Origin of the sequence: Salinibacter grassmerensis (assembly GCF_947077765.1) — a bacterium.
GTDB classification, from domain to species: Bacteria; Bacteroidota; Rhodothermia; order Rhodothermales; family Salinibacteraceae; genus Salinibacter; species Salinibacter grassmerensis.
The window spans coordinates 82,354-108,069 of sequence record NZ_CAMTTF010000008.1 but is presented as its reverse complement, the minus strand read 5'-3'; the positions used below and the strand labels follow the sequence as shown (position 1 = coordinate 108,069).

Annotated in this window: 23 protein-coding genes; 10 read left to right on the top strand and 13 right to left on the bottom strand. The window is 66.0% G+C overall.

Annotation, left to right across the window (positions count from 1 at the left end; all coding sequences use genetic code 11):
* Positions 1–14: 14 nt before the first annotated feature.
* Complete coding sequence (gene pabB, locus OJB03_RS14205; RefSeq protein ID WP_263788609.1) at positions 15–1,862, bottom strand: aminodeoxychorismate synthase component I; 1,848 nt, start codon at positions 1,860–1,862, stop codon at positions 15–17.
* A gap of 140 nt (positions 1,863–2,002) precedes the next feature.
* Positions 2,003–3,025: a zinc-dependent alcohol dehydrogenase family protein gene (locus tag OJB03_RS14200; RefSeq protein ID WP_263788605.1), complete on the bottom strand. Its 1,023-nt coding sequence runs from the start codon at positions 3,023–3,025 to the stop codon at positions 2,003–2,005.
* A gap of 298 nt (positions 3,026–3,323) precedes the next feature.
* Between OJB03_RS14200 and OJB03_RS14195 the strand changes: the two genes are divergently transcribed.
* Positions 3,324–4,472 carry an alkene reductase gene (locus OJB03_RS14195; protein ID WP_263788602.1) on the top strand — a complete coding sequence of 383 codons (1,149 nt, stop codon included), beginning with the start codon at positions 3,324–3,326 and terminating at the stop codon, positions 4,470–4,472.
* 53 nt (positions 4,473–4,525) lie between these two features.
* Positions 4,526–5,299: a pirin family protein gene (locus OJB03_RS14190; RefSeq protein ID WP_263788599.1), complete on the top strand. Its 774-nt coding sequence runs from the start codon at positions 4,526–4,528 to the stop codon at positions 5,297–5,299.
* A 17-nt stretch (positions 5,300–5,316) separates the two neighbouring features.
* Here OJB03_RS14190 and OJB03_RS14185 read toward each other — a convergent pair whose 3' ends face one another.
* On the bottom strand, positions 5,317–8,835 hold the full coding sequence (locus tag OJB03_RS14185; protein WP_263788596.1) for a methylmalonyl-CoA mutase family protein: 3,519 nt from the start codon (positions 8,833–8,835) through the stop codon (positions 5,317–5,319).
* Between the two features lie 279 nt (positions 8,836–9,114).
* Here OJB03_RS14185 and OJB03_RS14180 point away from each other — a divergent pair, with 279 nt between their 5' ends.
* Positions 9,115–9,900: an NAD-dependent epimerase/dehydratase family protein gene (locus tag OJB03_RS14180; protein ID WP_263788593.1), complete on the top strand. Its 786-nt coding sequence runs from the start codon at positions 9,115–9,117 to the stop codon at positions 9,898–9,900.
* Between the two features lie 39 nt (positions 9,901–9,939).
* Here the strand turns inward: OJB03_RS14180 and OJB03_RS14175 are convergent, their stop codons facing one another.
* From OJB03_RS14175 to OJB03_RS14145, 7 genes are all read right to left on the bottom strand, one after another.
* Positions 9,940–10,467, bottom strand: a complete 528-nt coding sequence (locus OJB03_RS14175) for a Na+/H+ antiporter subunit E (RefSeq protein WP_263788590.1) — start codon at positions 10,465–10,467, stop codon at positions 9,940–9,942.
* Entirely contained in the window at positions 10,394–11,962 is a 1,569-nt protein-coding gene (locus OJB03_RS14170) for a Na+/H+ antiporter subunit D (RefSeq protein WP_263788588.1), read from the bottom strand. The genes OJB03_RS14175 and OJB03_RS14170 overlap by 74 nt, the downstream gene beginning before the upstream one ends.
* 45 nt (positions 11,963–12,007) lie before the next feature.
* Positions 12,008–12,364, bottom strand: coding sequence for a sodium:proton antiporter (locus tag OJB03_RS14165; RefSeq protein WP_263788587.1), 357 nt, complete (start codon positions 12,362–12,364; stop codon positions 12,008–12,010).
* A gap of 45 nt (positions 12,365–12,409) precedes the next feature.
* Complete coding sequence (locus tag OJB03_RS14160; RefSeq protein ID WP_263788586.1) at positions 12,410–12,844, bottom strand: Na+/H+ antiporter subunit B; 435 nt, start codon at positions 12,842–12,844, stop codon at positions 12,410–12,412.
* Complete coding sequence (locus tag OJB03_RS14155; protein ID WP_263788585.1) at positions 12,841–15,225, bottom strand: putative monovalent cation/H+ antiporter subunit A; 2,385 nt, start codon at positions 15,223–15,225, stop codon at positions 12,841–12,843. Before OJB03_RS14155 ends, OJB03_RS14160 begins: the two co-directional genes overlap by 4 nt.
* Before the next feature lie 64 nt (positions 15,226–15,289).
* Complete coding sequence (gene mnhG / locus OJB03_RS14150) at positions 15,290–15,694, bottom strand: monovalent cation/H(+) antiporter subunit G (protein WP_263788584.1); 405 nt, start codon at positions 15,692–15,694, stop codon at positions 15,290–15,292.
* Between the two features lie 43 nt (positions 15,695–15,737).
* Positions 15,738–16,049: an MrpF/PhaF family protein gene (locus tag OJB03_RS14145; RefSeq protein ID WP_263788583.1), complete on the bottom strand. Its 312-nt coding sequence runs from the start codon at positions 16,047–16,049 to the stop codon at positions 15,738–15,740.
* 296 nt (positions 16,050–16,345) lie between these two features.
* Here OJB03_RS14145 and OJB03_RS14140 point away from each other — a divergent pair, with 296 nt between their 5' ends.
* The 4 genes from OJB03_RS14140 to OJB03_RS14125 all read left to right on the top strand — a co-directional run bounded on the left by OJB03_RS14140 (position 16,346) and on the right by OJB03_RS14125 (position 18,047).
* Positions 16,346–16,633 (top strand): amphi-Trp domain-containing protein, encoded by a 288-nt coding sequence (locus OJB03_RS14140; protein WP_263788582.1) that lies wholly within the window; start codon positions 16,346–16,348, stop codon positions 16,631–16,633.
* An 82-nt stretch (positions 16,634–16,715) separates the two neighbouring features.
* A complete protein-coding gene (locus OJB03_RS14135; protein WP_263788581.1) occupies positions 16,716–17,276 on the top strand; it encodes a DUF2911 domain-containing protein in 561 nt (186 codons plus the stop codon).
* Positions 17,277–17,355: 79 nt separating this feature from the next.
* The gene (locus OJB03_RS14130) at positions 17,356–17,703 is read left to right on the top strand and encodes a hypothetical protein (RefSeq protein WP_263788579.1); all 348 of its coding nucleotides are present in this window, start codon (positions 17,356–17,358) and stop codon (positions 17,701–17,703) included.
* Positions 17,704–17,777: 74 nt separating this feature from the next.
* Positions 17,778–18,047, top strand: a complete 270-nt coding sequence (locus tag OJB03_RS14125; protein ID WP_263788578.1) for a hypothetical protein — start codon at positions 17,778–17,780, stop codon at positions 18,045–18,047.
* 22 nt (positions 18,048–18,069) lie between these two features.
* On the opposite strand, the gene OJB03_RS14120 is transcribed toward OJB03_RS14125, so the two are convergent.
* From OJB03_RS14120 to OJB03_RS14110, 3 genes are all read right to left on the bottom strand, one after another.
* On the bottom strand, positions 18,070–20,376 hold the full coding sequence (locus tag OJB03_RS14120; protein WP_263788577.1) for an acyl-CoA dehydrogenase family protein: 2,307 nt from the start codon (positions 20,374–20,376) through the stop codon (positions 18,070–18,072).
* Positions 20,377–20,445: 69 nt separating this feature from the next.
* Complete coding sequence (hemE, locus tag OJB03_RS14115; protein WP_263788574.1) at positions 20,446–21,510, bottom strand: uroporphyrinogen decarboxylase; 1,065 nt, start codon at positions 21,508–21,510, stop codon at positions 20,446–20,448.
* 88 nt (positions 21,511–21,598) lie between these two features.
* Positions 21,599–22,474, bottom strand: coding sequence for a dienelactone hydrolase family protein (locus OJB03_RS14110; protein ID WP_263788573.1), 876 nt, complete (start codon positions 22,472–22,474; stop codon positions 21,599–21,601).
* A gap of 207 nt (positions 22,475–22,681) precedes the next feature.
* Between OJB03_RS14110 and OJB03_RS14105 the strand changes: the two genes are divergently transcribed.
* The 3 genes from OJB03_RS14105 (at position 22,682) to OJB03_RS14095 (ending at position 25,679) form a co-directional block, all read left to right on the top strand.
* Positions 22,682–23,335: a diacylglycerol/polyprenol kinase family protein gene (locus tag OJB03_RS14105; RefSeq protein WP_263788572.1), complete on the top strand. Its 654-nt coding sequence runs from the start codon at positions 22,682–22,684 to the stop codon at positions 23,333–23,335.
* 81 nt (positions 23,336–23,416) lie between these two features.
* Complete coding sequence (locus tag OJB03_RS14100; RefSeq protein ID WP_263788570.1) at positions 23,417–24,289, top strand: alpha/beta fold hydrolase; 873 nt, start codon at positions 23,417–23,419, stop codon at positions 24,287–24,289.
* Positions 24,290–24,365: 76 nt separating this feature from the next.
* On the top strand, positions 24,366–25,679 hold the full coding sequence (locus OJB03_RS14095) for an HD domain-containing protein (RefSeq protein WP_263788567.1): 1,314 nt from the start codon (positions 24,366–24,368) through the stop codon (positions 25,677–25,679).
* Positions 25,680–25,716: the final 37 nt, after the last annotated feature.

The window sequence follows — 25,716 nt, the reverse complement described above, 5'->3', positions numbered from 1 at the left end:
TTGGGGGCCCAATTTCAACTCGGGGCGGGGGCCTCAGCCTCCACCGCAAGCTCCGCTCTGCACCAGCCCCGGACTGCGTTGCAGCAGTACAAGGCGTCTGCCTCTCGAAGGTCTTGAAGGTCTAGCGGGCGCTCGGCGGCCTCCGGGCGCGTCTCCAGCACGTGGTCCCGGTACACCCCCGCCAGCAACCCAGCCTCCACCGGTGGGGTCCACAGCGCATCGCCCTGCTGGACGAACACGTTGCTGTAGGCGCCCTCGGTGACTTGCCCCTCCTGATTCAGGAGAATCGCCTCGTCGAACCCAGTGTCACGGGCCGCCCGCAGGGCGCGATCGTACAGGCCGCGCCGCGTGGTTTTGTGGTAGAACAGCGGATCGGAACGGTCCACCCGTTCCTCCGCGACGGTCAGCCGCCACACCCCGCCGGAGGCCTCCTGAATCGGGGTGACCTGGACCGCAATGCGTCCCCACCGGTCGAGCGTCGCACGAACCTTGACGCTCTGTCCCTCCTCAGCCCGGGCCACGGCCCGCCGGGCACGACACCGAAACCGTGCCTCGTCGAACGGGAACGAGAAGTAGTCCGCCGAACGGGCAAGACGCGCGACGTGCCGGTCAAAAAGCAGGACCTGCTCACCGTCGGCGCGCATCGTTTCGATGAGCTTCAGGTCGTCGTCGGGGGGCGTCGTCGAGTGCGTCTGCACGGACCGATCCTGCGTCAGGAAGTTGCCCTTGAGGGCACACTCCTCGTACTCGGCCGCCGGATCGGAATCCCACACGATGCCGCTGCCAATGCCCATCGTGCCCTCGCTCCCGTCGATGACGGCGGTGCGGATGGCGACATTGAAGGCCGCCGTATCGTCCGGGCCCGCCATGCCGACGGCCCCACAATAGACGCCGCGGGGGCCCGCCTCCAGGTCTCGAATGATCCGCATGGCGCGGCGCTTGGGGGCGCCGGTGATCGAGCCGCACGGAAAGAGCGCGCGGAGCACCTCGGCGAGGCCCGCATCGTCTTGGAGGCGCCCCTCAACGGTGGACGTCATCTGCGTAACCGTCCGGTACGGCTCCGTTTCGTAGAGGGACGGCACCGTGACTGTCCCCGGGCGGGAGCATACCGACAGGTCGTTGCGGAGCAGGTCGACAATCATCAGGTTCTCCGCCCGGTTCTTCGGGTCGGCGGCGAGCTCCTCCCGCAGGGCCTGATCCTCAACTTGCGTTCGACCGCGGCGGATGGTGCCTTTCATGGGCCGGGTCACCAGCCGGTCGCCCGCACGCCGAAAGAACAGCTCCGGGGATAGGGACAGGATCTGGCGGTCGCCACAGTGGAGATATGCCCCGTATGGGACGCGTTGGCGACCCCGCAGGCGACGATAGAGGCCTCGCGGGTCGCCTTTCACATGGAAGCGAAGCGGGGCCGTGTAGTTGATCTGGTACACGTTGCCCTGACCGATGTGGCGCCGGACCGCCCGGACGTCGTCGATGTAGTCCGACTCCGAGACGCCCAGCCGAACGTCCTCGACGGCAGGGCGCGCGTCGAGGGTCTTCAGGCCCGCCTCCACATCCGCCGGCGCAAGGCGGCGCGGCGCGTCATAGACGCCAAACCACGCGAGGGTGGAATCGGCCCGCTCCGGAATCTCGAGGTCTACGAACGGGTATCCAGCCTCGTACGAAAAATACCCCGCGACGTAGTTGCCGCGGGTCGTTTCTCTCTGGAGCGTTTCGACCAGTCCTTGCACATCCGCCGCGGTTGACGCGGTGTGGACGCGCTTCGGTGCCGTAAAGCCGTAGCTCCACCGGTTTTCGGCGTCGGGTCGCGCCGAGTCGAGAAGGACGGTCCCGGGGCGGGTGAGGATTTGAGGATCGAGCACAGATTGCAGGGAAGGCTCCGTGGGACAACACTTGTCGGTTTACGGTACGTGCCGTCCAGCGCTTCGTTGCCCCGCCGATGCCTTCGTCCGCAACGATTCTCAAACACCCATTCTCTCTGAGCCGGGTCTGCTTTCGGGACCTAGATTGAGATGACAACCTTTCCGAAGTGGGCCTGGTCGGCCTGGTAGCGGTACGCCTCTTGCGCCTCATCCATCGGGAACGTCCGATCCACGACCGGCTGAATGGCGTTGGCCTCAATCGCGGCGTTCATGGCCGCAAAGGAGTCGCGCGGATGGTCGATCGAGCCTACGTAGATGCCGTGCAAATGCCCTCGGCGCTGCATGAGCATCTGTGGGTTCGGGTTTTCGTCCGCGTCGGTGAGCACCCCGATGAGTCCGATCTTGCCCTCCGGCGCGACGGCCTGAAAGGAGCGGCCCAGCGTGCCGGTGCCTCCCACCTCGACCACGCAGTCCACCCCGTCCCCGTCGGTCCGCTCCAGGACGGGCTCGTGCCAGTCGGGCGTGCGCTCGTAGTTGATGGTCTCGTCGGCCCCAAGGGCACGGGCGCGCTCCAGCTTGTCGTCGCTGGACGAGGTGATGAGCGTCCGGGCGCCGGCGGCCTTCGCAAACTGCAGGGCAAAGATGGACACCCCACCCGTCCCCAACATCAGAACCGTCTGACCGGGCTGGACGGGCGTGCCCGCCCCAAAGAGGGCGTGCCAGGCGGTGTGGGCCGCGCACGGCAACGTGGCGGCCTCCTCGAAGGAGAGGGAATCGGGCACGGGCAAAACCCCGCTTTCGTGGAAGACCTGAAACTCCGACAGGGTGCCGTCGAGCGGAGCGCCGAGGGCCTGCCGGGACGCAGACGGCGGGGCATCGGGCGGCACCTGCGAGAAGGTATTCACCACCCGGTCGCCTTCCTTGAAGCGCGTCACCCCCTCCCCCACAGCATCTACAACCCCGGCCCCGTCGGAGAGCGGGACGACGGGCGCGTCCTGCTGCCCCGGATACGTCCCCCAGGCAATCGACAGGTCCCGGTAATTGATGGACGCGGCCCGGAGCCGCACGCGCACCTGCCCCGGTCCGGGCTCCGGACGGGGACGCTCCGTAGGCTCTAAGGCATTAAAGGCATCGCCGCTGGGGTGGAGTTCAATGGCGTTCATGAGAAGAAACTGTATCTGTGAGGACGGAACTAGCTATACATTGCGAGCGGGATGAGAGGACCTATGGCAACGCCCGATCCGCAGTTCTCGGTGTGGGGGCCTTGGGCACTATTTTTGGGGTGCTAGCACAAACAACACGTCATTGAGCGCGACATCTGGAATGATCGTTCCAGATTGACCGCATCTTTGCCTGTTCGGAGAACGCGCGAAATCGGCCGGCGGTACTGGAACGTACGTTTCATAAACCGGGTATATGGGACTGAGATATTGTTCTTGCGCACCACCCCCCCTTTTCCTCGTGGCTTCTCTCTTCGATGACTTGGACCTCGGCCCCCTCACGCTTCCGCACCGTGTGGCGATGGCACCACTCACGCGAAACCGGGCCGCCGAGGGAAACGCACCCGCAGAGATGAACGCGACCTACTACCGCCAGCGCGCCGACGCCGCCTTCATCGTGAGCGAGGCCACACAGGTCGCGCCCAAGGGACAGGGCTACCCGCGCACACCGGGTATTTACTCCGACGCGCAGGTGGATGGATGGAAGAGGGTTACCGACGCGGTCCACGAGGCCGGGGGGCGCATTTTTCTACAGCTCTGGCACGTGGGGCGCATTTCGCACTCCCTGTACCACGACGGCGAGAAGCCCGTCGCCCCCTCCCCCATTCCCGCTGAAGGACAAGTCATCACGCCGGATCTGGACATGGTCTCCTTCGAGACGCCCCGTCCCCTGGAGACGGAGGAGGTTCCGGAGATCGTGGAGCAGTACCGCCGGGGCGCCGAGAATGCTCAGCGAGCCGGGTTCGACGGCGTGGAGATCCACGGAGCAAATGGGTACCTCATCGACCAATTCCTTCGCTCCGGCACCAACAACCGCACCGACCGCTACGGAGGGTCGCTCGACGACCGCCTGCGCTTTCTGCGGGAGGTGATGACCGCCGTGACGGACGTGTGGACGTCGGACCGGGTGGGCGTGCGCCTCTCGCCCCTCGCTCCCATTCACGGGATCTACGACGACACGCCAGAGGCTACGTTTCGCGGGGCGGCGGCAACGGCCGACGAGTTTGACCTGGCGTACGTCCACCTCGTGGAGCCGGACGCCCCCAAGCCGCCCGTGGCCGGCGACGGAGAAGCGGCCGATGTCTTCGGCGGCGTCCGGGAGGCCTTCGACGGGGCGCTCGTCGCCAACGGCAACTACGACACCAATTCCGCCGCCGACGCCATCGAGCGCGGATACGCCCAGCTTGTGGCCTTCGGACGTGCCTTCCTGGCCAACCCCGACCTGCCCCAGCGTCTCCAAGAGGGCCTGCCCATCAACGTGCCCGACGAGGAGACTTTCTATAACGGAGACGAGCGCGGGTACACGGACTACCCCACCTGGGAGGAGCTCCAGAACGGCGAGACCATCGACACGCTCGAGTCCCTGGCTGAGCTGGCTCCCCGCGGGTAGTTGACACTCCCGTTTGTACCCTTCCCCTATCCCTCTTCGTCCCTCGCCCAACCATGAATGCCTCGACGGCTGCCGGCCCCGACGCCCCCACCATTCGCCTCCGTCGCAGTGACGAGCGGGGCTTTGAAGACATGGGGTGGACCGACAACTGGATGACCTTCTCGTTCGCGAACTACCACGACCCGGACTGGATGCATTTCGGGCCGCTGCGTGTGATGGTGGAGAACCACATCCAGCCCCACGAGGGGTTCTCCGCACACCCGCACCGCGACGCGGAAATCGTCACGTACGTCTCGTCGGGCACGCTGACCCACGGCGACGACCAGGGCCACGAGGCCGGCATCTCGGCCGGGGAGATGCAGCTCATCAGCGCTGGAAGCGAGGGAATGGTCCACTCCGAGGAGAATCACCACGACGTCGTCGAGCACAACTATCAGATGTGGCTCGTTCCGGACCGGGCCGGGACCGACTTTGCTTATCACGAGCGTGGGTTTTCACCCGACGAGCGACAGGGGCAGTTCCGCTGCTACGTGGCCCCGTACACCGCCGAAGAGGCCGGTCCGAACGGCCCGATGCCCGTAAACACCGACGCCTACATCTACGCAGGCCTGTTTGACGCAGGGGATCGGGTCGAGCACGATTTGGGGGTAAACCGTGGGGCCTGGATCCAGGTCGTGGACGGGGACCTGGAAGTTGCCGGCCGCTCCCTGGAAAGTGGCGACGGCGCCGGGGTTACCAACACCGACGCGCTTCACCTTACGTTCGGAGCCGAGACCGAAGCCTTGCTCTTCGACCTAAACATGGAGACACCCCTCCTCTGGAAATAGAGTCGGCAGGGGACTTTTTACATGTTGCGCCGGTACTCCCCCCCGACCTCGAAGAGCGCCTCCGTGATCTGCCCGAGGGAGCAGTACTTGACCGCCTCCATCAGCACCTCGAACGTGTTTTCGTCCTCGCGGGCCGCCTCCTTAAGCTCCGCAAGCGCGGCCTCGTTCTTGTCGGCGTAGCGCCCCTGAAACGCCTTCAGGTTGTGGAGCTGGTGCTGCTTCTCGTCGTCGGACGAGCGCATCAGGTCCACCTCCTCCGTCCCCGACGCGTCGTCGTCTTCATCGCGCAGGAAAGTGTTGACGCCCACCACCGGGCGGTCGCCGGAGTGCTTCGACTCCTCCAGCTTCATCGACTCCTGCTGGATCTTGCCCCGCTGGTACATCGACTCCATCGCCCCGAGCACGCCGCCGCGATTGTTTAGGCGCTCGAACTCGTGCAGCACGGCCTCCTCCACGAGGTCCGTCAGCTCCTCAATGATGTACGACCCTTGCAGCGGGTTTTCGTTCTTCGTCATTCCCAGCTCCTTGTTGATGATGAGCTGGATCGCGATGGCGCGCCGCACGCTCTCCTCCGTCGGCGTGGTGATGGCCTCGTCGTAGGCGTTGGTGTGGAGCGAGTTGCAGTTGTCGTAGACCGCCATGAGCGCCTGCAGTGTGGTGCGGATGTCGTTGAACTGAATCTCCTCGGCGTGCAGGCTGCGGCCGGAGGTCTGGATGTGGTACTTGAGCTTCTGGCTCCGTTCGTTGGCGCCGTAGAGCTCCTTCATCGCCACCGCCCAGATGCGCCGCGCCACCCGCCCGATGACACTGTACTCCGGGTCCATCCCGTTCGAGAAGAAGAACGAGAGGTTCTGGGCAAAGTCATCGATGTCCATGCCCCGGCTCAGATAGTACTCCACGTACGTGAAGCCGTTGGCCAGCGTGAAGGCCAGCTGCGTGATCGGGTTGGCGCCAGCCTCGGCGATGTGGTAGCCGGAAATGGAGACGGAGTAGTAGTTGCGGACGTCCCAGTCGATGAAGTACTGCTGGATGTCGCCCATCAGCCGGAGGGCGAAGTCCGTGGAGAAGATGCAGGTGTTCTGCGCCTGATCCTCTTTTAGGATGTCGGCCTGCACCGTGCCCCGAACCGTGTGGAGGGTGTCGGCCTTGATCTCCTCGTACGTCTCGCGGTCGAGGACGCCCCACTCCACGAGCTCCTCGCCGCTGGTGCCGAGCAGCCCAAGCCCGCTGCCGTCGTGGGTTTCCGGCAACTCGTCCTCGCGGCCGTCGGGCCCGTACGGCACGTATTCGGGGCGGTCGTCGCCCAGGTGGTCGTCGATCGCTGCCTCGACCTCCTCCCACCGGCCCGCCTCGCGCAGGTGCTTCTCGACCTGCTGGTCGATGGCCGCGTTGAAGAACATCGCCATCAGCATCGGCGCCGGCCCGTTGATGGTCATCGACACGCTCGTCTTGCGGTCGCAGAGGTCGAAGCCCGAAAAGAGCTTCTTCATGTCGTCGAGCGTGCAGATGGACACACCGGCGTTGCCGACCTTGCCGTAGATGTCAGGGCGCTCGGCGGGGTCGCGGCCGTAGAGGGTGACGCTGTCGAAGGCCGTAGAGAGGCGGTTTGCCTCGTCCCCCTGCGAGACGAGATGGAAGCGGCGGTTCGTGCGTTCGGGGGACCCTTCCCCCGCAAACTGGCGGGTCGGCATCTCCCCCTCCCGCTTGAACGGAAAGACGCCCGCCGTGAAGGGAAAGTACCCGGGCAGGTTTTCGGTGAGGGCGAATTCCAGCCGCTCGCCCGGGGCGTCGGTCTGCGGCAGGGCAACGCGCGGGATTTGGGTGCCGCTGAGGCTCTCGCGGTAGAGCGGCACCGTGAAGTCGCGCCCCCGCACCGTGTAGGTGAACTCCTCCTGCCGGTACTCCTCGGCCAGGTCGTCCCAATTCTCCAGGATCTCCTTGCACCGTTTGTCGAGCTTGTCCCACCAGTGCGCCTCCATCTCGTCGAGCCGCCCGGCAATCTGGTCCTGGTCTTCCGGCGCCCAGTCCTCCACCTGCTGGCGCGCGCCCCTCGCCTCCCCCCACTTCCGGGCGTACGCTACCTGCTGCTCCACCCAGTCGTGGTACTCGTCGCAGGTCTCCGCAATCTCGCCGAGGTAGCGCTGCCGGTCCGGCGGGATAATCGCGACCTCCGACGGGTCCGGCTCGGGCACCTCGTCCCAATCGTACGTGCCCGACTCGCGCTCGAAGTCGAAGCCCTCGTTCAGGCGGTCGAGCAGCCCGAGGTAGAGGCGCGTGACCCCCGGATCCCCGAAGCGCGACGCCATCGTCGGGTAGACCGGCATCTCCGCCGGGTCCTCGTCGAACCGCATTCGGTTGCGCTGCACCTGCTTCCGGACGTCGCGGAGGGCATCCTCCGACCCCCGCTTCTCGAACTTGTTGATCGCTACGAAGTCGGCGAGGTCGAGCATGCCGATCTTCTCCAACTGCGTCGGCGCGCCGAAGTCGTGGGTCATTACGTAGAGCGTCAGGTCCGTGAGGTCCACGATCGCCGTGTCGCTCTGCCCGATCCCGGCTGTCTCCACGAGAATCAGGTCGAAATCCGCCGCCTGGCACACCCCGATCGCCTCCTTGAGGGCCTCCGTGGTCGTGCGGTTTGCCGCCCGCGTCGCGAACGATCGCATGTAGACGCGGTCCGTGTTCGTCCCGTAGATCGCGTTCATGCGGATGCGGTCGCCCAGCAGCGCGCCGCCGGTGCGCCGCCGCGTGGGGTCCACCGACAGCACGGCCACCTCCAGGTCGTCGTGGTCGTTCAGGAACCGCCGCACCAGCTCGTCGGTCAGCGTCGACTTCCCGGCGCCCCCCGTCCCGGTAATGCCCAGGGTTGGCGCCCGCGCTCCCCCTACGCTCAGGTCGTCCGCACTCAGCGATTCGGTGTGGCCGTCGCCCCGCGGCTTCCCCTCGGTTGGCGACGCCTCCACGTCGTCCCCCTCTTCCGACGCCCCCACGACCACCGCCGCCCGTTCTGGCTCCGGCGCCTCAACGCGCGTGAGGTTTCGGGCCACGGCCCGAGCATCCCGCATCGGAACGTCGTCCGGCACGTGGAAATCGGCGTCTGCGACCGGGAAGTCGCACTCCTCCACCATGTCGTTGATCATGCCCTGGAGCCCCATGTCCATCCCCTCGTCCGGGGAGTAGATGTGGGCGATGCCGTAGTCCTCCAGTTCCACCTTCTCCTCGGCCACGATGACGCCACCGCCGCCCCCGTACACGCGAATATGGCCTGCCCCCCGTTCCTGGAGCAGGTCGTGCATGTACTTGAAGTACTCCATGTGCCCGCCCTGATAACTCGACACGGCGATGCCCTGCGCGTCTTCTTCGATGGCCGTGTCCACGATCTCCTGCACCGAGCGGTTGTGGCCCAGGTGAATCACCTCCGCACCCGTCTGCTGCAGGATGCGGCGCATGATGTTGATCGCCGCGTCGTGCCCGTCGAACAGACTCGTGGCGGTGACGAACCGAACCGGGTGGGTGGGCTCATAGCGATCGATGTCCATGGGAGGAGAAGAGTTGTGATGGGATCTGAGGAAAAACGCCGGGAGGACCAGGAAGCGCTTCCGTGACACTACGGTCAATGCCAAGACACGTTGCACGCGACGCCTGCGTTCCGGCTGGGCTCCACGTGTCCACGCCGGCCGCCGCCGGACCGGGGATGCACCGGGGACGCCTCTCGCCCCCAGGAACCCCTACGCCTCCGATGTCGTCCGTGCAACGAGATGCGGCCAGACGTGTCGCCTCCACACCTCTTTCCTGTTGACCAATCCCGCCCCCGTCCCGTGGCCAAGCTCGTCGTTCCCGGCGGCAATGGATTCATCGGCACCGAAATCTGCCGCGTCGCCGTACAGAACGGCCACGAGGTGGCTGCCTTCGGCCGCACCGGTCGCCCTGCCCTTACCCCTGCTCGACATCCCTGGGTTCAGGACGTGGAGTGGCGGGCGGCCGATGTGTTCGATGCGGATGCCTGGCGGGACATGCTCGACGACGCCGACGCGGTGGTGCACACCATCGCCACCATCCGCGAGTACCCCGATCGCAACGTCACGTTCGACCGCGTGAACGCAGAGTCGGCGCTCCGCACGGCCGAGGCGGCGGTCGCGGCCGACGTGGATGCCTTCGTATTCCTCTCGGTACGCGACAAACCGCCCCTCGTCCCCTACGCTTTTTTGTCTGCCAAGCGCCGGGCCGAGCGGGCCCTCCAGGAAGCCCATCCCTCTCTCCGGAGTGTGACACTCCGCCCGAATCTCGTCTATGGAGACCGGAAGACGGGCACGCCGACGCTCGCGGCCGTTCTCAATCAGGGCCAGAGCCTTCGCCCTCATCCGTACGCCACGGCCGAGGGTCGTCCGCTGCCCGTCGAGTTCGTGGCGGCCGCCGCCGTGCAGGCCGCCGTGTCTTCCACGATGGAAGGCACCCTCACGGTGCCCCAGATCGACGACGTTGGGCGCACGAGCGGGCTCGTCGACCCGGACGCCGTGTCTACGCCCACCCTCACGCCACTGTTGGCGGGCCTGGGCGGTACCGCTCTGGGGACCTGGCTCCTCCGCCGGTGGTGGACCTCGTAGTGTCTTCATCCCCCGAGCACGGTCCCACCCGGACGGGCGCTACGAGGCGGGCGCCGCGTCGGAGGTCGGGGGCGGCGTCTCGGTCGACTCTCCCCCGAGCGCGAGAATGATGCGGCGCTCCAGTGTGCGTTTCAGGTGCAGGATGTCCTCCTCCTCCCCCTGGTCGATGTACATGGTGTGGACGTAGAGGTACTCCCGGTCTTCCGACACGTCGAGGCTCAGGGTGCCCGGGGTCAGCGAGATGAGGTTCGCGAAGAGCGTGATGCCCAGGTCCGACCGCACGGAGAGCGGCACGGCGAGGATGCCCGCCCGCATGCGATACCCCGGCGTGATCGTTTCCCAGGCCACCCGGACGCTCGAGTTGACGAGCTCCTTCACGAAGAAGCCCGCCAGGGACGCCTTGTACCAGATGCGCTGGTCGTAGCTGGCCTCTCCGAGCAGGGGCCGCAACAGCCGAAGCACCCCGTAGGCGAGCACAAAGCCGAGCGCAAAGTTAGCGAGCGTGAACGCGCCCTGTACGGCCGTCCACACCAGGGCGAGGACCAGCGTCAGCAGCAGATTCTTCATGGTTGAGCACCGCTTCGACGTATTCGGAGGAATTGTAAAGCTCGTCCGCCGAACGCTCGGCGAGGTCGTACACCGGCCCGGCAAAAACGCTAATCATGATCGTAAGGGCCGCGAGCCCCGCGATCGGCACATACATGACGCGCGTGCCCAGGCCCATCGACGAGACCGCGTCCGCCAGGTCGCCCCCGCCCCCCGGGAGGAAGGCCTTCACCCAGATCTTCGTCATCGAGAACATCGTGAAGAGGCCCACGGCGACGGCCACCGCCACGATCCAGTAGGCCCCCGCCTCAATGCCGGCGATCGTCAGGATCAGTTTTGCCCAGAAGCCGGAGAGCGGCGGGAAGCCGGCCAGTGAGAACGCCGGAATGATGAAGAGGGCGGCCAGCCAGGGGTGATACGCGTAGAGGCCGTCGAGCGACTTCAGGCTGAAGGAGCCCCGGAGGCGCTTCGCCACCCCACTGACGAGAAACAGGTTCGCCTTCACGATGATGTGGTGGACGATGTAGAACACCCCCCCTAGGATGGCCAGCGGCGTGTACAGCGCGAGCCCCATGATCATATAGCCGATCTGGCTGACGATGTGGAAGGAGAGCACGCGCCGGAAGTCGTTCTGTACGGCGGCGCCGAGCACACCCGTGACCATGGTGAGCCCCGCCCCCCACAACAGAAGCGTGTGGGTGTAGCCCACGTCCTGGGTAAAGAGAAGCGTGAAGACCCGAAAGAGCGCATAGACCCCCACCTTGGTCAACAGGCCCGCGAAGAAGGCCGAGACCGACGCGGGCGGGGTGTGGTAGGAGGCCGGCAGCCAGAAAAAGAGTGGAAAGAGCGCCGCCTTGATGCCGAAGGAAATCAAGAACAGCATCGCCACCACGGTCACCAACCCCGGCTGGCCCACCTCGGAGAGGGCCAGCGAGAGCTCAGCCATGTTGAGCGTGCCCGTCATCCCGTAGACCAGCCCGACGCCCGACAGGAAGAGGAGCGACGACACCAGGTTGATGACGACGTACTTAACCGCCCCGGCGAGCTGCTCATCCGTGTTGCCCAGCACGATCAGCACGAACGAGGAGATCAGCATGACCTCGAACCACACGTAGAGGTTGAAGAGGTCCCCCGTCAAGAACGCCCCGTTGATGCCGATCATGAGCAGGTTGAAGAACGGGTAGAACCCAAACCGAACCCGCGTGTCGTCGACGTCCGGCACCGCATACACGGCCACGGCCACCCCGATGATGGCGGACACGATGAGCATGACGACGCTCAGGTGATCCACCACGAACACGATCCCGAACGGGACCGGCCAGTCCCCAATCGTCGTGACCTGGATGCCCTGCTCCGTAATCCGGGACAGCAGCCCCAGCGACGCCGCCAGGATGCCCCCCATGCTGGCAATGTTGATGCCCTTCTGCACCGTGGGCCATTGGGCGAACAAGAGCGCCGCCACCGCCGCCACGAACGGGATGATCAGCGGCAGGATGATAAGGAGATGGGCGGACATGGACCAGAAACCGGTCAGTTCAACAGGCAGAACGTGTCGCGGGAGCTACTCGTCGCCGAGGGTAACCTCAATGATCGAGTCGGCGTCGGCCGATCCGCTAGATTCGTGTAGTCGGTAGACGAGCACGAGCGAGAATGCCAGCAGCCCGAACCCGATCACGATGGCCGTGAGGATGAGGGCCTGGGAGAGCGGATTCGCAATAACCTCGGGGGGATACTTTTCCCCGTCGGGAATGAGCGGCGACGCGCCCCGCGTCATCCGGCCCATCGCAAAGATCAGCAGGTGAATGCCGTTCGACAACACGACCACACCGATGATTTTTCGCACCAGATCGCGCTGCAGCAGCAGGTAGACGCTGATGGCAACCATCGCGCCGGTGACGAGGGCAAGGAGGGTTTCCATTTAGAGCCGCGTGTGATTTGTGAGAGGACCGGTCGCGCAGCACGCCTACTCGGGGGCGGTCGGCTGCGGAAAGAGGCCCGAGTTATGCTCGTCCAGCTCGTAGACAATCATCAGCGTCAAGCCGATGACCAACAGGTAGACCCCCACGTCAAAGAGCACGGGCGTGCCGACCTTCACCGGCCACTTCACCCACAGCCCTTCGAGCAGGGCCCCACCCATGAACAGTGGGACCACCCCGCTCAGCACCGCGATGCCCAGCCCCACGGCCATCAGCCGCGGAGGCGTCGCCCGCAAGGCCTCTCGGGACGCCGCCGTTCCGTACGCAATCGCGTAGAGGGCAAACGAAATTCCGGCTACGAGCCCCCCAATGAAGCCCCCACCGGTCTCGTTGTGCCCGCGGAGGAGCAGAAACACCGAAAACAAAAGGATCAGCGGCACGAGGAGGCGCGCCGCGGTGCGCAGGATGACGGAAAACCTCACGGTACCTGTTGGGTCTGTTCAGCCTGTTCGATCGGCGCGGATGCGTCCTCGGGCGGAGGGTCGTCCTCGGCGTTGGGGTCCGGGGCCGTCCCCGCACGCAGAAGGGCGTAGATGCCGAAGCCCGCCACCAAAAGCACCGTGATCTCCCCGAGGGTATCAAGCGCCCGGAAGTCGACCAGGATGGTATTGACGATGTTGTGCCCCTCCCCCTCGACGTACGTGTTCTGCGCGTAGTAGTCGCCCATCGGGTTCTCGAAGGGCAGCTTGAGAACGGCCAGGATCAGCCCCGACACGACGACGCCCATCCCGGCCGCCAGAGCGCCGTTTGTCACCTTCTGCCCCATCGTGAGCGTCTCTTTTACATCCGACACGGCGGTCAGGATGAGCACAACGAGGATGACCGTCAGCGTCTCGATGAGGAACTGGGTCTTCGCGAGGTCCGGCGCGCCGAAGGCCAGAAAGAGCAGGGCGATGCTGAAGCCGGAGACACCGAGCGACGTGATGAGTCCGATGCGGGACCGGAAGAACAGGGTCCCGAACGCCCCAACCACCGACAGGACCGCCAGCACCCACTCGTGGCCCGCCACCTCGGCCACCGAGATTGGCCCGCCGAAGAACCCGTAGTGGTAAAAGGTGCCCGCCACGAGTGCAATGGTTGCCCCCAGAACGATCGACAGGTAGCGGCGCAGGACGCCGCTCTGGAGCACATTGGTCTGCCACCGTCCCACGCCCAGGAGCCCGTCGACGACGTTGTCGTACCCGTGGTCGAGCCCTGTCCCGAGCCAGCGCTCAAACTGCCGGAAGGCCGCGTTGGTGCGGAGACCCGTTCGGGCCAGGTACGTCCCCACGCCCGCGGCGACAGTCACGGCGCTGAGCCCCAGCTCGAGCGTGAAGCCGTGCCAGAGGGCAAGGTGCGGCGCGATGGAGGCGCCCAGGACCGCCCCCGCCGACGGGCCGAGGAACGCGGCGTCGAGCAGCCACGGCGCCAGGCCGAGGCCTACGCTGAAGACCGCCAGGACGACCGGCCCAAACCAGAGCCCGGCGTCGGGCCGGTGGGCGTGCTCCGTAACGTCGTTCACCGCCCCGAAGAAGGGTCGCACCACCAGCAGGCCGGCGGACGCCACCAGCGCCACGTTCGCCAGCACCGAGGCGGCCGTGACCGCCACCGTGGCCGGCTCGAAGTGGGTCGCCGCCTCGTAGATCAACTCCTTCCCCACGAAGCCGAAGAACGGCGGGATGCCGGCCATCGACAGGGCCGCCAGGGCGGCCGCCGCTCCGGTCACGGGCATCCGGTTCCACAGGCCTCGCAGCTTCGTAATGTCGCGGACGTGCACCTCATGGTCGATCGCCCCCGCCACCATGAAGAGGGCCGCCTTGTAGAAGGCGTGCACCAGGATGAACACCATGCAGGCCTCCACGGCGACCTCGGTCCCCAGCCCCAGCAGCATCGTCAGGAGCCCGAGGGCCATGATGGTAGTGTAGGCCAGGATCGCCTTCATGTCGGTGTACTGCAGGGCGAGCCAGGCACTGACGAGCATCGTGAGGGCCCCGATGCCGCCCACAGTCCACATCCAGAGGTCGGTCCCCGACAGCACGGGATGAAAGCGGGCCATCACGTAGATGCCGGCCTTTACCATCGTCGCGGAGTGGAGGTAGGCACTCACCGGCGTGGGCGCCTCCATCGCGTTGGGAAGCCAGAAGTAGAAGGGAAACTGGGCCGACTTCGTGAACGCCCCGGCCAGCACCAGCAAGACGATGGGCAGGTAGAAGCTGTGCTGACGAATCAGATCGCCGGACTCCAGGATTGCGGAGATCTGGAAGGTCCCCGTCGCCTGCTGCATGAGAATGAACCCGACGAGGAGCGCGAGGCCGCCGGCCTTGGTGACCAGCAGCGCCTGCCAGGCCGCCCGCCGCGAGGGGGCCTCGTCGTGGTTGAACCCGATCAGGACGAACGAGGCGAAGCTCGTCAGTTCAAAGAAAATGTAGAACGTGATCAGGTTGTCCGCCAGGACCAGCCCCACCATGGCGGCCATGAACATGGACAGGTAACTGAAGAAGCGTCCCAGGTGGTGATGTCCTTTCAGGTAGCCCCCGGCATAGACGTAGATCAGCGTCCCGATGCCGGTAATGAGAAGGGCGAAAAAGAGACTTAGCCCGTCGACGTAGAACGATAGGTTGACGTTCAGGCCAGGCACCCAGGCATAGGACACCCGAAGCGTCTCGCCCGCCGCCACGCGCCCCACGAGGGTCGCCAGCGTGCCCGTGATGGCGGCCGGCAGCAGGCCGTACACCCATCCCGTGGCCCGCCCCGTGTACTGCGTCAGCCAGGGCGAGGCCAGGGCAAGCACAAAGCCCGAGAAGACGGCAAATAGGATTGCCATGAGTTAGCGTCGGTCGACCCAAAAACGAGACGATTGGAGGAATTCACCGGGCGCGAGCCCAGATTTAGGATGTTGGGTCCGGAGAGTCGGCCTCTTCCCCTACGACCCCGGTGGAAAACAGCGCCTCCCCCCGGTGGTCGAGCATGCGGTCCACGACCGTGCCGTCCCAGAGGGTCACGCCCATCTCTTCTCGGGCAAAATAGGAGGCCCGCCCGATCATGTGGGCGGCCACGGGGGCCGTTAGGAGCAGAAAAAGCACCAGGGCGAAGGCTCGCGTGAAGATGCCCAGGCTCGGATAGAAGGCCACGAGGCCGGCCGCGTTCAGCGCGACCCCGAGGGTACCGGCCTTGGTGGAGGCGTGGAGCCGCATGTAAACGTCCGGCAGTCGCAGGACGCCAAGCCCGGCGACGAACACGAACAGCGTACCCGTGCCCATCAAAAAAATGCCGACAATCTGCTGGGCGAGCATGACAGAATCTATATCTTTGGGCGTGCAGGGCCGGCCCGCATCGTCACTCCGACGTCTGTGGGGCCTCCTCCTCCGCGACCGAGAAATACTCAATGTACCGGGCAAACGCGACCGTCCCGAGGAAGGCCACCAGGGCCAGTACCAGCGACACGTCTAGGAACGCGGGCTGACCTGTGAGCACGGCGTAGACGAGCATGAAGGCGACCGCCTGGTAGGCCACGAGGTCCAACGAGACCACCCGGTCCGGGAGGGCCGGGCCCATCAGCAACCGAATCACCGTCATCACGAGCGAGAGGGCAATTGCGACCAGACAGGCGGACGCAAACCAAGCCGGAGCACCGCTAAGCTCTACCATAACACCGGGCCCAACTCTTACAAACGACGAATAAAAACGACGGACGCATCGCGCCCTCTCGTGTCACCACGCAGTGGCGATAGGGCTGACCCCATAACTTTACATTTTTAGGGTAAGTGCTGGCTCGTGAAGTCTCATCTCATTCACCGAGACCTCATGGTTTCGGGGGTCCAACGACACGTTTCCCCCAATCAATCGCCCCAATTTTTCATCCACGAAGGATGAACGGATGCCCCAGGCTCGTGTACGTACGTTGACATCTGTGTCACAATCTTCTTCGAACACTTTGCTCAATAATGCCTGACGATACGCTTTACGAATTCGAACGAAACCTTTCGCGTGCGGACGTCGCCACGTACCTTCGCACCATCGCCGACGAGCTGGACGAATCCGGGGAGCTTGATTTCTCGTCCGACGATCAGTCCACGACGATTCGAGTCCCCGACCACGTGGAGTTCGAGGTGGAGCTCGAACGCGAATCGAACGACCGGGACTCCTCCGAGATTAGTCTCGAACTAGAGATCGAATGGTACGAGACCCGAGACGGGAGCATCGCGGGCCCCGGGTCTCTGGACACTGAGTAGCCCCTTCATTGCGGGCAGGACCGGCTGTCCCGCCCTCTTTCGTCGACGTTCGGATTCTCTTTCTTGACTCCTCTTCTCCACCGTGACCAAGACACTCTCTCGCCTCCTCCCCCTTCTCCTCTCCGCTGGCTTTCTCGGCTTCGTGGCAGCCGCCCCGGCGACCGCTCAGGAACGGGGCAACGAGGAGCCCCGCACCAGCCCCAACGCGGCGGTTTCACAGACCATTGGCACCACTGAGGTCCGCATCACATACGGTCGGCCGCAGGTGAACGGCCGCACCATCTTTGGCGACCTAGTACCTTACGATGAGGTGTGGCGCACCGGCGCGAACGAGGCCACCACGGTTTCGGTCTCGTCGGACGTAACCGTCGAGGGCGAACCGCTGTCCGCAGGAACCTACTCGCTTTACACAGTTCCGGGTCCCGACTCCTGGACGATCATCTTCAATGACGTAGCGAACCAGTGGGGCACGCAGTACAACCAGGGTGAAGATGCTCTGCGGGTGGACGTGAGCCCCGGATCCGCCCCGCAGCACGAGATGATGACGTTCGTGTTTGAGGAGGTCACCGACACCTCCGGCACCTGTGTTCTGTACTGGGCCGATGCGCGCGTTCCGTTTGAAATCCAGGTCGCCGAGAACTGACACGCCCCCGTCTGGGCCTTGCACCCCAGTTTCCCATTTTTGCTCCGCACGATCCATCCCATCCGACCGGCCCGTCTCCATGCCCGACGACTCTCAAGACGAAATCACGTTCGTCTACGAAGACGCCGACACGGTGCACACCATTACCGCGACCGGGGCGCATGGCGGCCCGTCCCCGGACGGGGCTTCGGTGGTGGCGAATCTGTACGTCGAGCGTAGTAGCATTCCCCACCACGTAAGTCACCAGATCGACGAGACCGGTCAGGTCGACCTCAGTGAGCGCAGCGGGCAGGTCACGCGTGGGGAGCTGACGCGCGAGGTGCAGGCGTCCCTCGTCATGACGCCCGAGCACGCCATGCAGCTCGGGCGATGGCTGCAGAGAAACGCCCGCCAGGCCATGGAGCAGCGGGGCCAGACCTTCAGCTAGCCGCGCAGTCTCGCCGATAGGACCACGGGCGATCTGCCAAGGCAGGCCAAGTTCTACGCGTTTTCTCTTCTCTTATGGAGCGCTGTCCCTCCTGCGGTGCCCATCGCGAACCGTCGGACGACTATTGCCCGGTTTGTGGAGAGACGCTGACGCAGGTTCACCTTTCGGAGGCAACGGGCCCGCCGTGGCACGAGCACACCGGGTGGCTCGGCCTGCTTGTGCTCGTGTGCTGGCCCGTGGCCCTGTACGGGGTCTACAGACGGGGAGCGTGGTCTCGTCCTACTGACCTCCTGCTGCTCGGTGGCTGTCTGGGGATGGCCGTCGCGTGGGGGCTGCTGCTCTGACGCCAGCGGCTCGTCGCCCGTATCACGTCGGGCCAGGGCCGGGCTCCGTCGCGATCGGGGCGCCCAGCAGGGCGTCCGGGATGCCAAAGGCGTTGACGAGGGCCTCCGCCTGGGGGCGCACCTCGTCGCACAAGTCGTTTACGGCACCCCGGATGGCCTTTGCCTTCGCCCCACTCACGTAGCCGGCCTCCAGGAACCAGTCCAGGTCGGCCTCGATGCGGGACAGTGCAAACAAGCGGCGGAGCGCCGTGAGCGTGTCTTGGAGGTCCGGATCGTCGACGTCCTCGGCCGCGTCCGCGAAGCGCTCCAGGATCATTCGTTCGGCGTCCGCCCGGGCGCACTGCACGAGGTGATCCTGCACGTCCACGAACGCATCGAACGGCTCCGTACCGTCGTCGATGCGCCGCTGGAGGCGCCGGCCGACGTTCTGAAGCTGTTTCTCGGCCCGGTACGCAAGCGCGCTCTGCTGGAAGGAGAGGGCCCGCAGGTGTTCGGGGTCGGTCTTGCGCGTGACGACCGGATTGAGCTCCTGTACCTGTGTGGCCACCTCGTCGGCCACCAGCCGCGCCATCCCCCACAGGTTCATGTCCCGAAACTCCCGTTGGAAGTCGGAGAGCAGCCCCTTCGCCACCTGCAGCATGAGCACGGTGTTATCGCCTTCGAAGGTCGTGAAGACGTCCGTGTCCGCCCGGAGGCGTCCGATGCGGGTGTCGGCCCGGTAGCCCTGCCCGCCACAGGCCTCACGCGCTTCCTGAAGGGTGGAGCTCGTGTGCCACGTGGCGTACGCCTTCAGCGCGTTCGCCTCCGCCTCGATGGCCTCCAGCGACTCGCCGCGCCCCTTGCGCGTGAACCGCGCGGTGAGGTCGTCGAGCGCAAAGTGGAGGGCGTAGGTCGTGGCCAGGCGCGGGAGGAGACGCCGCTTGTGGGTGCGGTAGTCGAGGAGCGGCACCTCCGGTTCGTCCTTGGGCCCAAACTGGCGGCGCCGGTTGCCGTAGCGCACGGCAATCGTGAGGCCCGACTTGGCCGCGCTCAGCCCCGCCCGTGCCACGCTGATGCGCCCCCCGATCAACGTGCTCAGCATGGTAAAGAAGCGCTTGCCGGAGCTCGGGATCGGACTGTCGTAGGTGCCGTCCGGGGCCACCTGTGCGTGCCGGTCGAGCAGGTTCGTTCGTGGGATGCGCACCTGGTCAAACCAGAGCCGTCCGTTGTCGACGCCGTTGAGGCCGACCTTCTCGCCGCAGTCCTCGATTCGGACGCGCGGCTGCGGGGTCCCGTCGTCGGCCCGAATGGGCACAAGGAAGGCGTGGACCCCGTGCTCCTCCCCGTCGGTCCGGAGCTGGGCGAAGACGGTCGCCATCTGCCCGTGGGCCGCAGCGTTGCCAATCCATTCCTTCCGGGCGCCGTCGTGGGGCGTGTTGATTACAAACTCCTCGGTCGCGGGGTCGTAGCGGGCCGTCGTCTCTAGCTCTCGCACGTTCGAGCCGTGTCCCCACTCCGTCATGGCGAAGCAGCCGGGCAGGTCGAGCGTGCCCACGCGGTCCAGGTACTCCTCGTGGTGGCGCTCCGTGCCGAGGTGGTGGATGCTTCCCCCAAACAGGCCGAACTGCACCCCGAACTTGACGACCAGGTTCAGGTCGTGGTAGGCAAGCGTCTCGAAGGCGACGATGAACTGCTCCATGTTGCCCCCGCCGCCGTACTCGTCGGGATAGGCCAGCGCCCCAAGCCCCTGGTCGGCCAGGTGCTCGCACCAGCGAAGAACCTGCTCGCGGTAGGCCTCGGTGTCCAGCCCGTCCTGGTACTCGAACGCCGGATCCTGAAGAAGCGTGCGGATGTTCTCACGCAGGTCCGCGTGAGGGCCGTCGAGGAGACGCTGCATCGCGTCCGTGTCGAACGGCGCCTCCGGCTCCACGGGCGACGGCTCGGGCCGCTCCCCGAGGAGATCACGCACGACCTCCTCCCCGTCAATGTTAAGGGCCGACTCAATGTCTTCCAACGCCCGACGAGAATCTTCGGGCAGGGCCACCCCATCCCCCCCAGCGTTTGCGAGGGCCATCCCGAGCTCCGCGAGTGAGCACCGGGACGTCACTGCCGCGTTCCCGGCCCCGTCCCGCAGCGTGCGGATCCACCGGAGGTACTGCGTGGGCGTGGGGGGCGACTGGGGGTCAAGGTGGTCGCAGATCTCCTCACGGGTGGACGCATCGAGCCACCCCTGCCTGCGAAGGTGGCTCCGGATCGTCGCGGCCTCCGACGGCGTGAGCACCCCGTCCGCCCAGGCCACGTACAGTAGCGGAAGGACGGCGCGAACCCGTGGCGAGTCGGTATCGAGCATAACAGTCAAGGGGGTGCGTGAAACGGAATGTGGGAGAGCGGGCAGTTCCGACCTCGCCAACGGCCTTCTTCAGACGGTCCGCATGTGCCGAGACTGCTCGTGGACCGTGTCGACAAAGACGCGGGCGTGCTCGGGGTCGTGGTCCGGCAGCATGCCGTGGCCCAAGTTGCCAATGTGATGGTGCGGCCCGAAGTCCGCGAGCATATGCTGCACCTCGCGTCGCAGGACATCGGGCGGGGCGTACAGCGCGCATGGGTCGAGGTTGCCCTGCAAGACGGCCCGGTCGCCGACCGTGTCACGGGCGGCTTCCGGGTCCATCGTAGAGTCAAGACTAATCACGTCGTAGTCCGTGTCCGCCAGCGCGTCCAGGGCGTAGTGTGCCCCCTTCGCGAAGACAACGAGCGGCACATCGGGATGCGCCTCCTTCACCCGCGCGGCAATCTCGGCGAGGTACGGCAGGCAGAACGTCCGGAAATTCTCGGGGGTGTGGAGGCCCGCCCAGGAGTCAAACACCTGAAGCACCTGCGCCCCGGCGTCTACCTGGCGGATCAGATAGTCGACAATCACGTCCGTCGTGCGCTGGAGCAGGGCCTTGCTGGCTTCGGGGTGGCGGTACAGCCAGCGCCGGGCGGCCCGGTACGACTTGCTGCCTCCCCCTTCCACCATGTACGCCATGAGGGTCCACGGCGCCCCCGAGAAGCCAATCAGCGGCACGCGCCCGGCCAGCTCGTGCCGCGTCACCGTCAGTGCCTCAAACACGTGCTGGAGGGACTTCTCCACATCCGGCTCCACGAGGCGCTCCATCTCGTCGGGCGTCGTGAGGGGCCTCGGGAAGGTCGGCCCCTGCCCCGACACCATCTTGACCGTGAGCCCCATCGCCTCCGGCACCACCATGATGTCGCAGAAGAGAATCGCCGCGTCGAGGGAAAAGCGCTCTACCGGCTGGATGGTCACCTCCGCCGCGAGCTCGGGCGTCTCCACGACCTCGAAAAAACGGTGCTCCTCGCGGATCGCCTGGTACTCGGGCAAGTACCGACCGGCCTGCCGCATCATCCAGACCGGCGTGCAGTCGGTGGGCTTCCCGCGGGCGGCGCGGAGCAGGCGGTCATTGTCGAGGGGCGGAAAAGAGGCCATATACGCGAACGTAGGTCCGAAAGAGTGAACGAGTGCAGAGAGCGTCGAACCGATGGTGCCACACGTGCTCGGCAGGAACCGAGAGCGCCTACGGGGAGAGGTGCGTCCGCAGAAAGTCGGTCGTGCGCGTCCAGGCCTGCCCGGCGGCCGCTGGCTGGTAGCTCTCCCCCGACGGGTTCGCAAATGCGTGGCCGGCGTCGTACTCGTGGTACGAGAGCGATTTCCCAGTGTCCTCCATCCGGTCTCGGAAGCCCCGGGCCGCGTCGATTGAAACGGCCTGGTCCTCCGTGCCGAAGTGGGCGAGGATCGGCGTCTCCAACTCTTGCAGGGCCGTCCCAGAAAGGGGCTCCGGCGTGCCGTAGTAGGCCACGGCCGCGTCGAAGCCGGACGCGTCATTTGCCAGGGTCCGGTACGTCATGCCCCCGCCGAAGCACCAGCCTAGCAGAGCCGTCCGGGGCGCGCCGGTCTCAGACGTCAGATAGGCTCGTCCGTCCAGCACGTTCTCGACGAGCCGCGACGCATCGCGCATCGCCCGCCCCATGAGCGCCTGGGCCGAGTCCGGCGTTTCGGCGACGGCATTGCCGTACAGGTCCACAGCCAGGGCGCGGTATCCCTCGCCGGCGAGGCGCCGGGTGGCAGCCCGGACGTTGTCATTAAGGCCCCACCACTCGTGGATCACCACGATGCCGGGTAGTGCGTCGCCCTCGTGCGCCGACCGCACCGAGTCCTCATTGGCGGGCACGGCAAGGTACCCAGTCTGGTCCGTCCCATTCTGCTGCGTGTAGGTCACCGTGCGCCCCTCCACAGGAATCTCGGGGGCCTGGGCGGCCTCGGTGGCTGTGGGCGTGTCGCCCTCGTGCTTCTCCGCCATGCGTTCGGCCTCGGAGCCACCGTCGGAGCCGGAGCCACAGCCAGCGAGCAGTGGAAGCATACAGACGACGAGTACAGAAGCGGTGGCGCGCATGGGCGCAAGGACTTTTCGGGAGGAGGTGCTGAGAGACGGCGAAAGGCCTGCGGTCAACCCAGGAGGAAATCCCTTTGTTGGGAAGGCGGCCCGGACTTCACTGGTTTTGCCCAGGAAGTGGAACCGGATTTGGTAAGATGCTGAACCATCGCCGGGCCGGAAGGTTCGGGAGACGAACGGAATCTCGCGCCCTGGTTTCGCCGTCTCGTGTCCGCCTCTTCCCTCTCGTACACCGGCGAAGTCGCCCGGAAGGCCCTCCACCTCCTCGCCCTCTTGATCCCGTTTGGGGCATGGGTGATCGGCATGCCGACGGCACTGTACCTGTTGGCCCCCGCAGCGCTCGTGGCCATCGCCGCCGACGTGGCTCGGGCCTATTCTGAGCCCTTCAACGCGGTCATCCGGTGGGGCTTCGGGGCCCTGATGCGGGCGGAAGAATTGCCGGCAACAAGAACGGGGGTGCAATTCAATGGGGCCACGTGCGTACTGGTAGGCGCCGCCATGATGGTGGCGCTGTTCCCCCTCCGGATTGCGGTGCCGGTGCTCGTGATGGCCATGCTGGCGGACGCCGCCGCCGCACTGGTGGGGCGCCGGTGGGGCCGCCATGCATGGGGCCCCCTTTCGGCGACCGTAGAGGGCACCGCCGCGTTCGTGGTCACGGGCCTGGGCGTGGTGACCTTCTTTTCGTCCATCGCCCTCGGCCCGGCGGCCGGCGGCGTCCTGGTGGGGGCCGGCCTCGAGGCCCTCCCGCTGCCGGTGAACGACAACATCCGCGTGCCCGTCGGGGCCGCGCTGGCAGTGGTCGCCGGCGAAGCGCTCATCATGGGCCATTCCACTTCGCTCCTGCCCATCCTCTCGCTGTAAGGCCGTCGGGCCCACGAACCCGCCCGGTTCAGTTCGGGTATCACTCAGCCAGCGATTCTTCCGAGCACCTTCACCCCCACCATGCCCGACGACCCGGAGCCCACGATTCCGGCCTCCGCCCTGCGGCGCATTACCGGCCTGGAGCCCTTCCCGCAGCCCGAACTGATTCCGGTACAGACCCCGGTCGTGCTCATGCACGGCTTCGGCGTGGGGGCGTCCTTCCGGCGGGGCGGGCACCTGCACAAGGAGGCCCTGCACCTGCGGTCGCAGGGCGTGCGGGCCGTGGCGCCCAACGTGTCCCCCTACGACACTGTCCGCGCCCGGACCGCCACCTGGAACGACCGCCTGGAGCGCGTCCTCGACGAAGCCAAGACCGACCGCCTGCTGCTGATCGCCCACTCGATGGGCGGCCTGGACGCCCGCTACCTCATCTCGGCCATGGGCTGGCACGAGGTGGTCGACGTCCTTGTCACGATCGCAACCCCCCATCGCGGCTCCTCCGTAGCCTCCCTCGTGCTCGACCAGCCCGAGCTGGTGCGCGACTGGCTGGCGGACATGGCCGACTGGGTAGGCACCCACATTCTGGAAGACGGGTCGGCCAACCTCCGGCGGGCCCTTACGGAGCTGACCCCCGAGCACATGGAAAACACGTTCAACCCCGAGGTCCCCGACCATCCGGACGTCGAATACTGGTCCTACGGGTGCCGGGCGGGCAAAGGGACCGCCATCCCCATCGCCCCCATCTTTCGCTACCTGAACCGCTACCTGTACGAGGAAGAAGGGGAAAACGACGGCATCGTAAGCGTCGAGAGTGCTCGCTGGGGCGACTACCAGGGCACCGTGGACGCCGATCACGCCCGACAGGTGGGCCTCTCGTCGGGGCTCGCCGCCGACTTCGACTCGAATGCGTTCTACACCACCATCGTCCAGAATCTAGCCGACGACGGATGGTAGGATGCCGACGCGCCGCTCTGCCTTCCCGTGCGGCTCCTCCCTTCGACGCTCCTCTGCACCTGTTCACTCTTCCCCCGTGTCCGCCAACCAGCGCTTCAAGCTTTTCTCAGACCCGGTCCACGGGTTTGTCTCTGTGCCGAAGAACGTGATCATGGACCTCGTCCAGACGCCGGAGGTCCAGCGGCTGCGCCGGATCCGCCAGCTCGGCGTCGGGCATCTCGTCTTTCCGGGCGCCGAGCACACGCGCTTCAACCACGCGCTGGGGGCAATGGCCCTCATGCAGGACGCCCTCGCCAACCTGACCGAGAAGGGCACGCCCGTGAGCCCGGAGGAGCAGACCGCCGCCCTGGCCGTGGCCCTGCTGCACGACGTGGGACACGGCGCCTTCTCTCACACCCTCGAACACGAGCTCATCGAGGACTTTTCGCACGAAGACATGAGCCGGGTCCTCCTGACGGACCTCAACGAGCGCATGGACGGCGCGCTTGAGATGGCCCTCGCCATGTTCGACGACACGTACGACCGGCCCTTCTTCCACCAGATGGTGTCGAGCCAGCTCGACATGGACCGGCTCGACTACCTCCGGCGCGACTCCTTCTACACCGGCGTGGCGGAGGGAGAAGTGGGGGTCCAGCGTCTGCTCAAGACCATGCGCGTGCATCCCCTCTCGGGCGGGGCCGACGCGGAGGTCATGATCGAGGCGAAGGGCATCTACGCCGTGGAAAACTTCCTCATCTCACGCCGGCTCATGTACTGGCAGGTCTACCTCCACAAGACCGTGCTGGCCGGCGACGAGTTGCTCCGGGGCATCCTGCGCCGCGCGCAGACGCACCTCGACGCCGGGCCGGCCCCCGACTGGCTGCAACGGGGATCGCGGGCGCTGCTTTTCTTTCTCGACCACGACGTGCACGTCGACGCGATCGAGACCCCCGAGGTCCAGGACCACTACCTGCAACTTGACGACACCGACGTCCTTTTCAGCCTCAAGCAGTGGATGCAGGGCCCCGACCCGGTTCTGGCCGACCTGTGCCACCGCTTCATCAACCGTGTTTTCCTGCGCGTCCGCTTTCTCTCGCAGCGCCCCGACGAGGCACAGATCGACGCCTGGCGCGCCGACGTGGCGGACTGGCTCGTGGCCGAGGACCTTGTGCCCCGCTCCGAGGCGGAGGCGGCCGCCCGGCACTACCTCACCCTCAACGTGTCGCGCCACACTGCCTACGACGGCGACGAGGAACTGATTGGCATCCTGGGGCGGGACGGCACCGCCCGCGAGCTCTCTCAGATGGCCGACACCGCCACCATCTCGGACCTCACAGGCTTCGTAGAGAAGCCCTACGTGTGCTTTCCGAAGCCGGTCGACCTGGACCTCGGCGCAGTCTCTGAGGGGTGACGGTCGCTCTCGCTTCGGAGGAGACAGATCTCCGCGC

Bases quoted from the DNA above. Each gene is read 5' to 3' on its own strand.
- OJB03_RS14200 (WP_263788605.1), bottom strand. From the start codon at position 3,025: ATGAACGCCATTGAACTCCACCCCAGCGGCGATGCCTTTAATGCCTTA.
- OJB03_RS14190 (WP_263788599.1), top strand. From the start codon at position 4,526: ATGAATGCCTCGACGGCTGCCGGCCCCGACGCCCCCACCATTCGCCTC.
- OJB03_RS14185 (WP_263788596.1), bottom strand. From the start codon at position 8,835: ATGGACATCGATCGCTATGAGCCCACCCACCCGGTTCGGTTCGTCACC.
- OJB03_RS14175 (WP_263788590.1), bottom strand. From the start codon at position 10,467: ATGAAGAATCTGCTGCTGACGCTGGTCCTCGCCCTGGTGTGGACGGCC.
- OJB03_RS14170 (WP_263788588.1), bottom strand. From the start codon at position 11,962: ATGTCCGCCCATCTCCTTATCATCCTGCCGCTGATCATCCCGTTCGTG.
- OJB03_RS14165 (WP_263788587.1), bottom strand. From the start codon at position 12,364: ATGGAAACCCTCCTTGCCCTCGTCACCGGCGCGATGGTTGCCATCAGC.
- OJB03_RS14155 (WP_263788585.1), bottom strand. From the start codon at position 15,225: ATGGCAATCCTATTTGCCGTCTTCTCGGGCTTTGTGCTTGCCCTGGCC.
- mnhG (WP_263788584.1), bottom strand. From the start codon at position 15,694: ATGCTCGCCCAGCAGATTGTCGGCATTTTTTTGATGGGCACGGGTACG.
- OJB03_RS14145 (WP_263788583.1), bottom strand. From the start codon at position 16,049: ATGGTAGAGCTTAGCGGTGCTCCGGCTTGGTTTGCGTCCGCCTGTCTG.
- OJB03_RS14140 (WP_263788582.1), top strand. From the start codon at position 16,346: ATGCCTGACGATACGCTTTACGAATTCGAACGAAACCTTTCGCGTGCG.
- OJB03_RS14130 (WP_263788579.1), top strand. From the start codon at position 17,356: ATGCCCGACGACTCTCAAGACGAAATCACGTTCGTCTACGAAGACGCC.
- OJB03_RS14125 (WP_263788578.1), top strand. From the start codon at position 17,778: ATGGAGCGCTGTCCCTCCTGCGGTGCCCATCGCGAACCGTCGGACGAC.
- OJB03_RS14120 (WP_263788577.1), bottom strand. From the start codon at position 20,376: ATGCTCGATACCGACTCGCCACGGGTTCGCGCCGTCCTTCCGCTACTG.
- hemE (WP_263788574.1), bottom strand. From the start codon at position 21,510: ATGGCCTCTTTTCCGCCCCTCGACAATGACCGCCTGCTCCGCGCCGCC.
- OJB03_RS14110 (WP_263788573.1), bottom strand. From the start codon at position 22,474: ATGCGCGCCACCGCTTCTGTACTCGTCGTCTGTATGCTTCCACTGCTC.
- OJB03_RS14100 (WP_263788570.1), top strand. From the start codon at position 23,417: ATGCCCGACGACCCGGAGCCCACGATTCCGGCCTCCGCCCTGCGGCGC.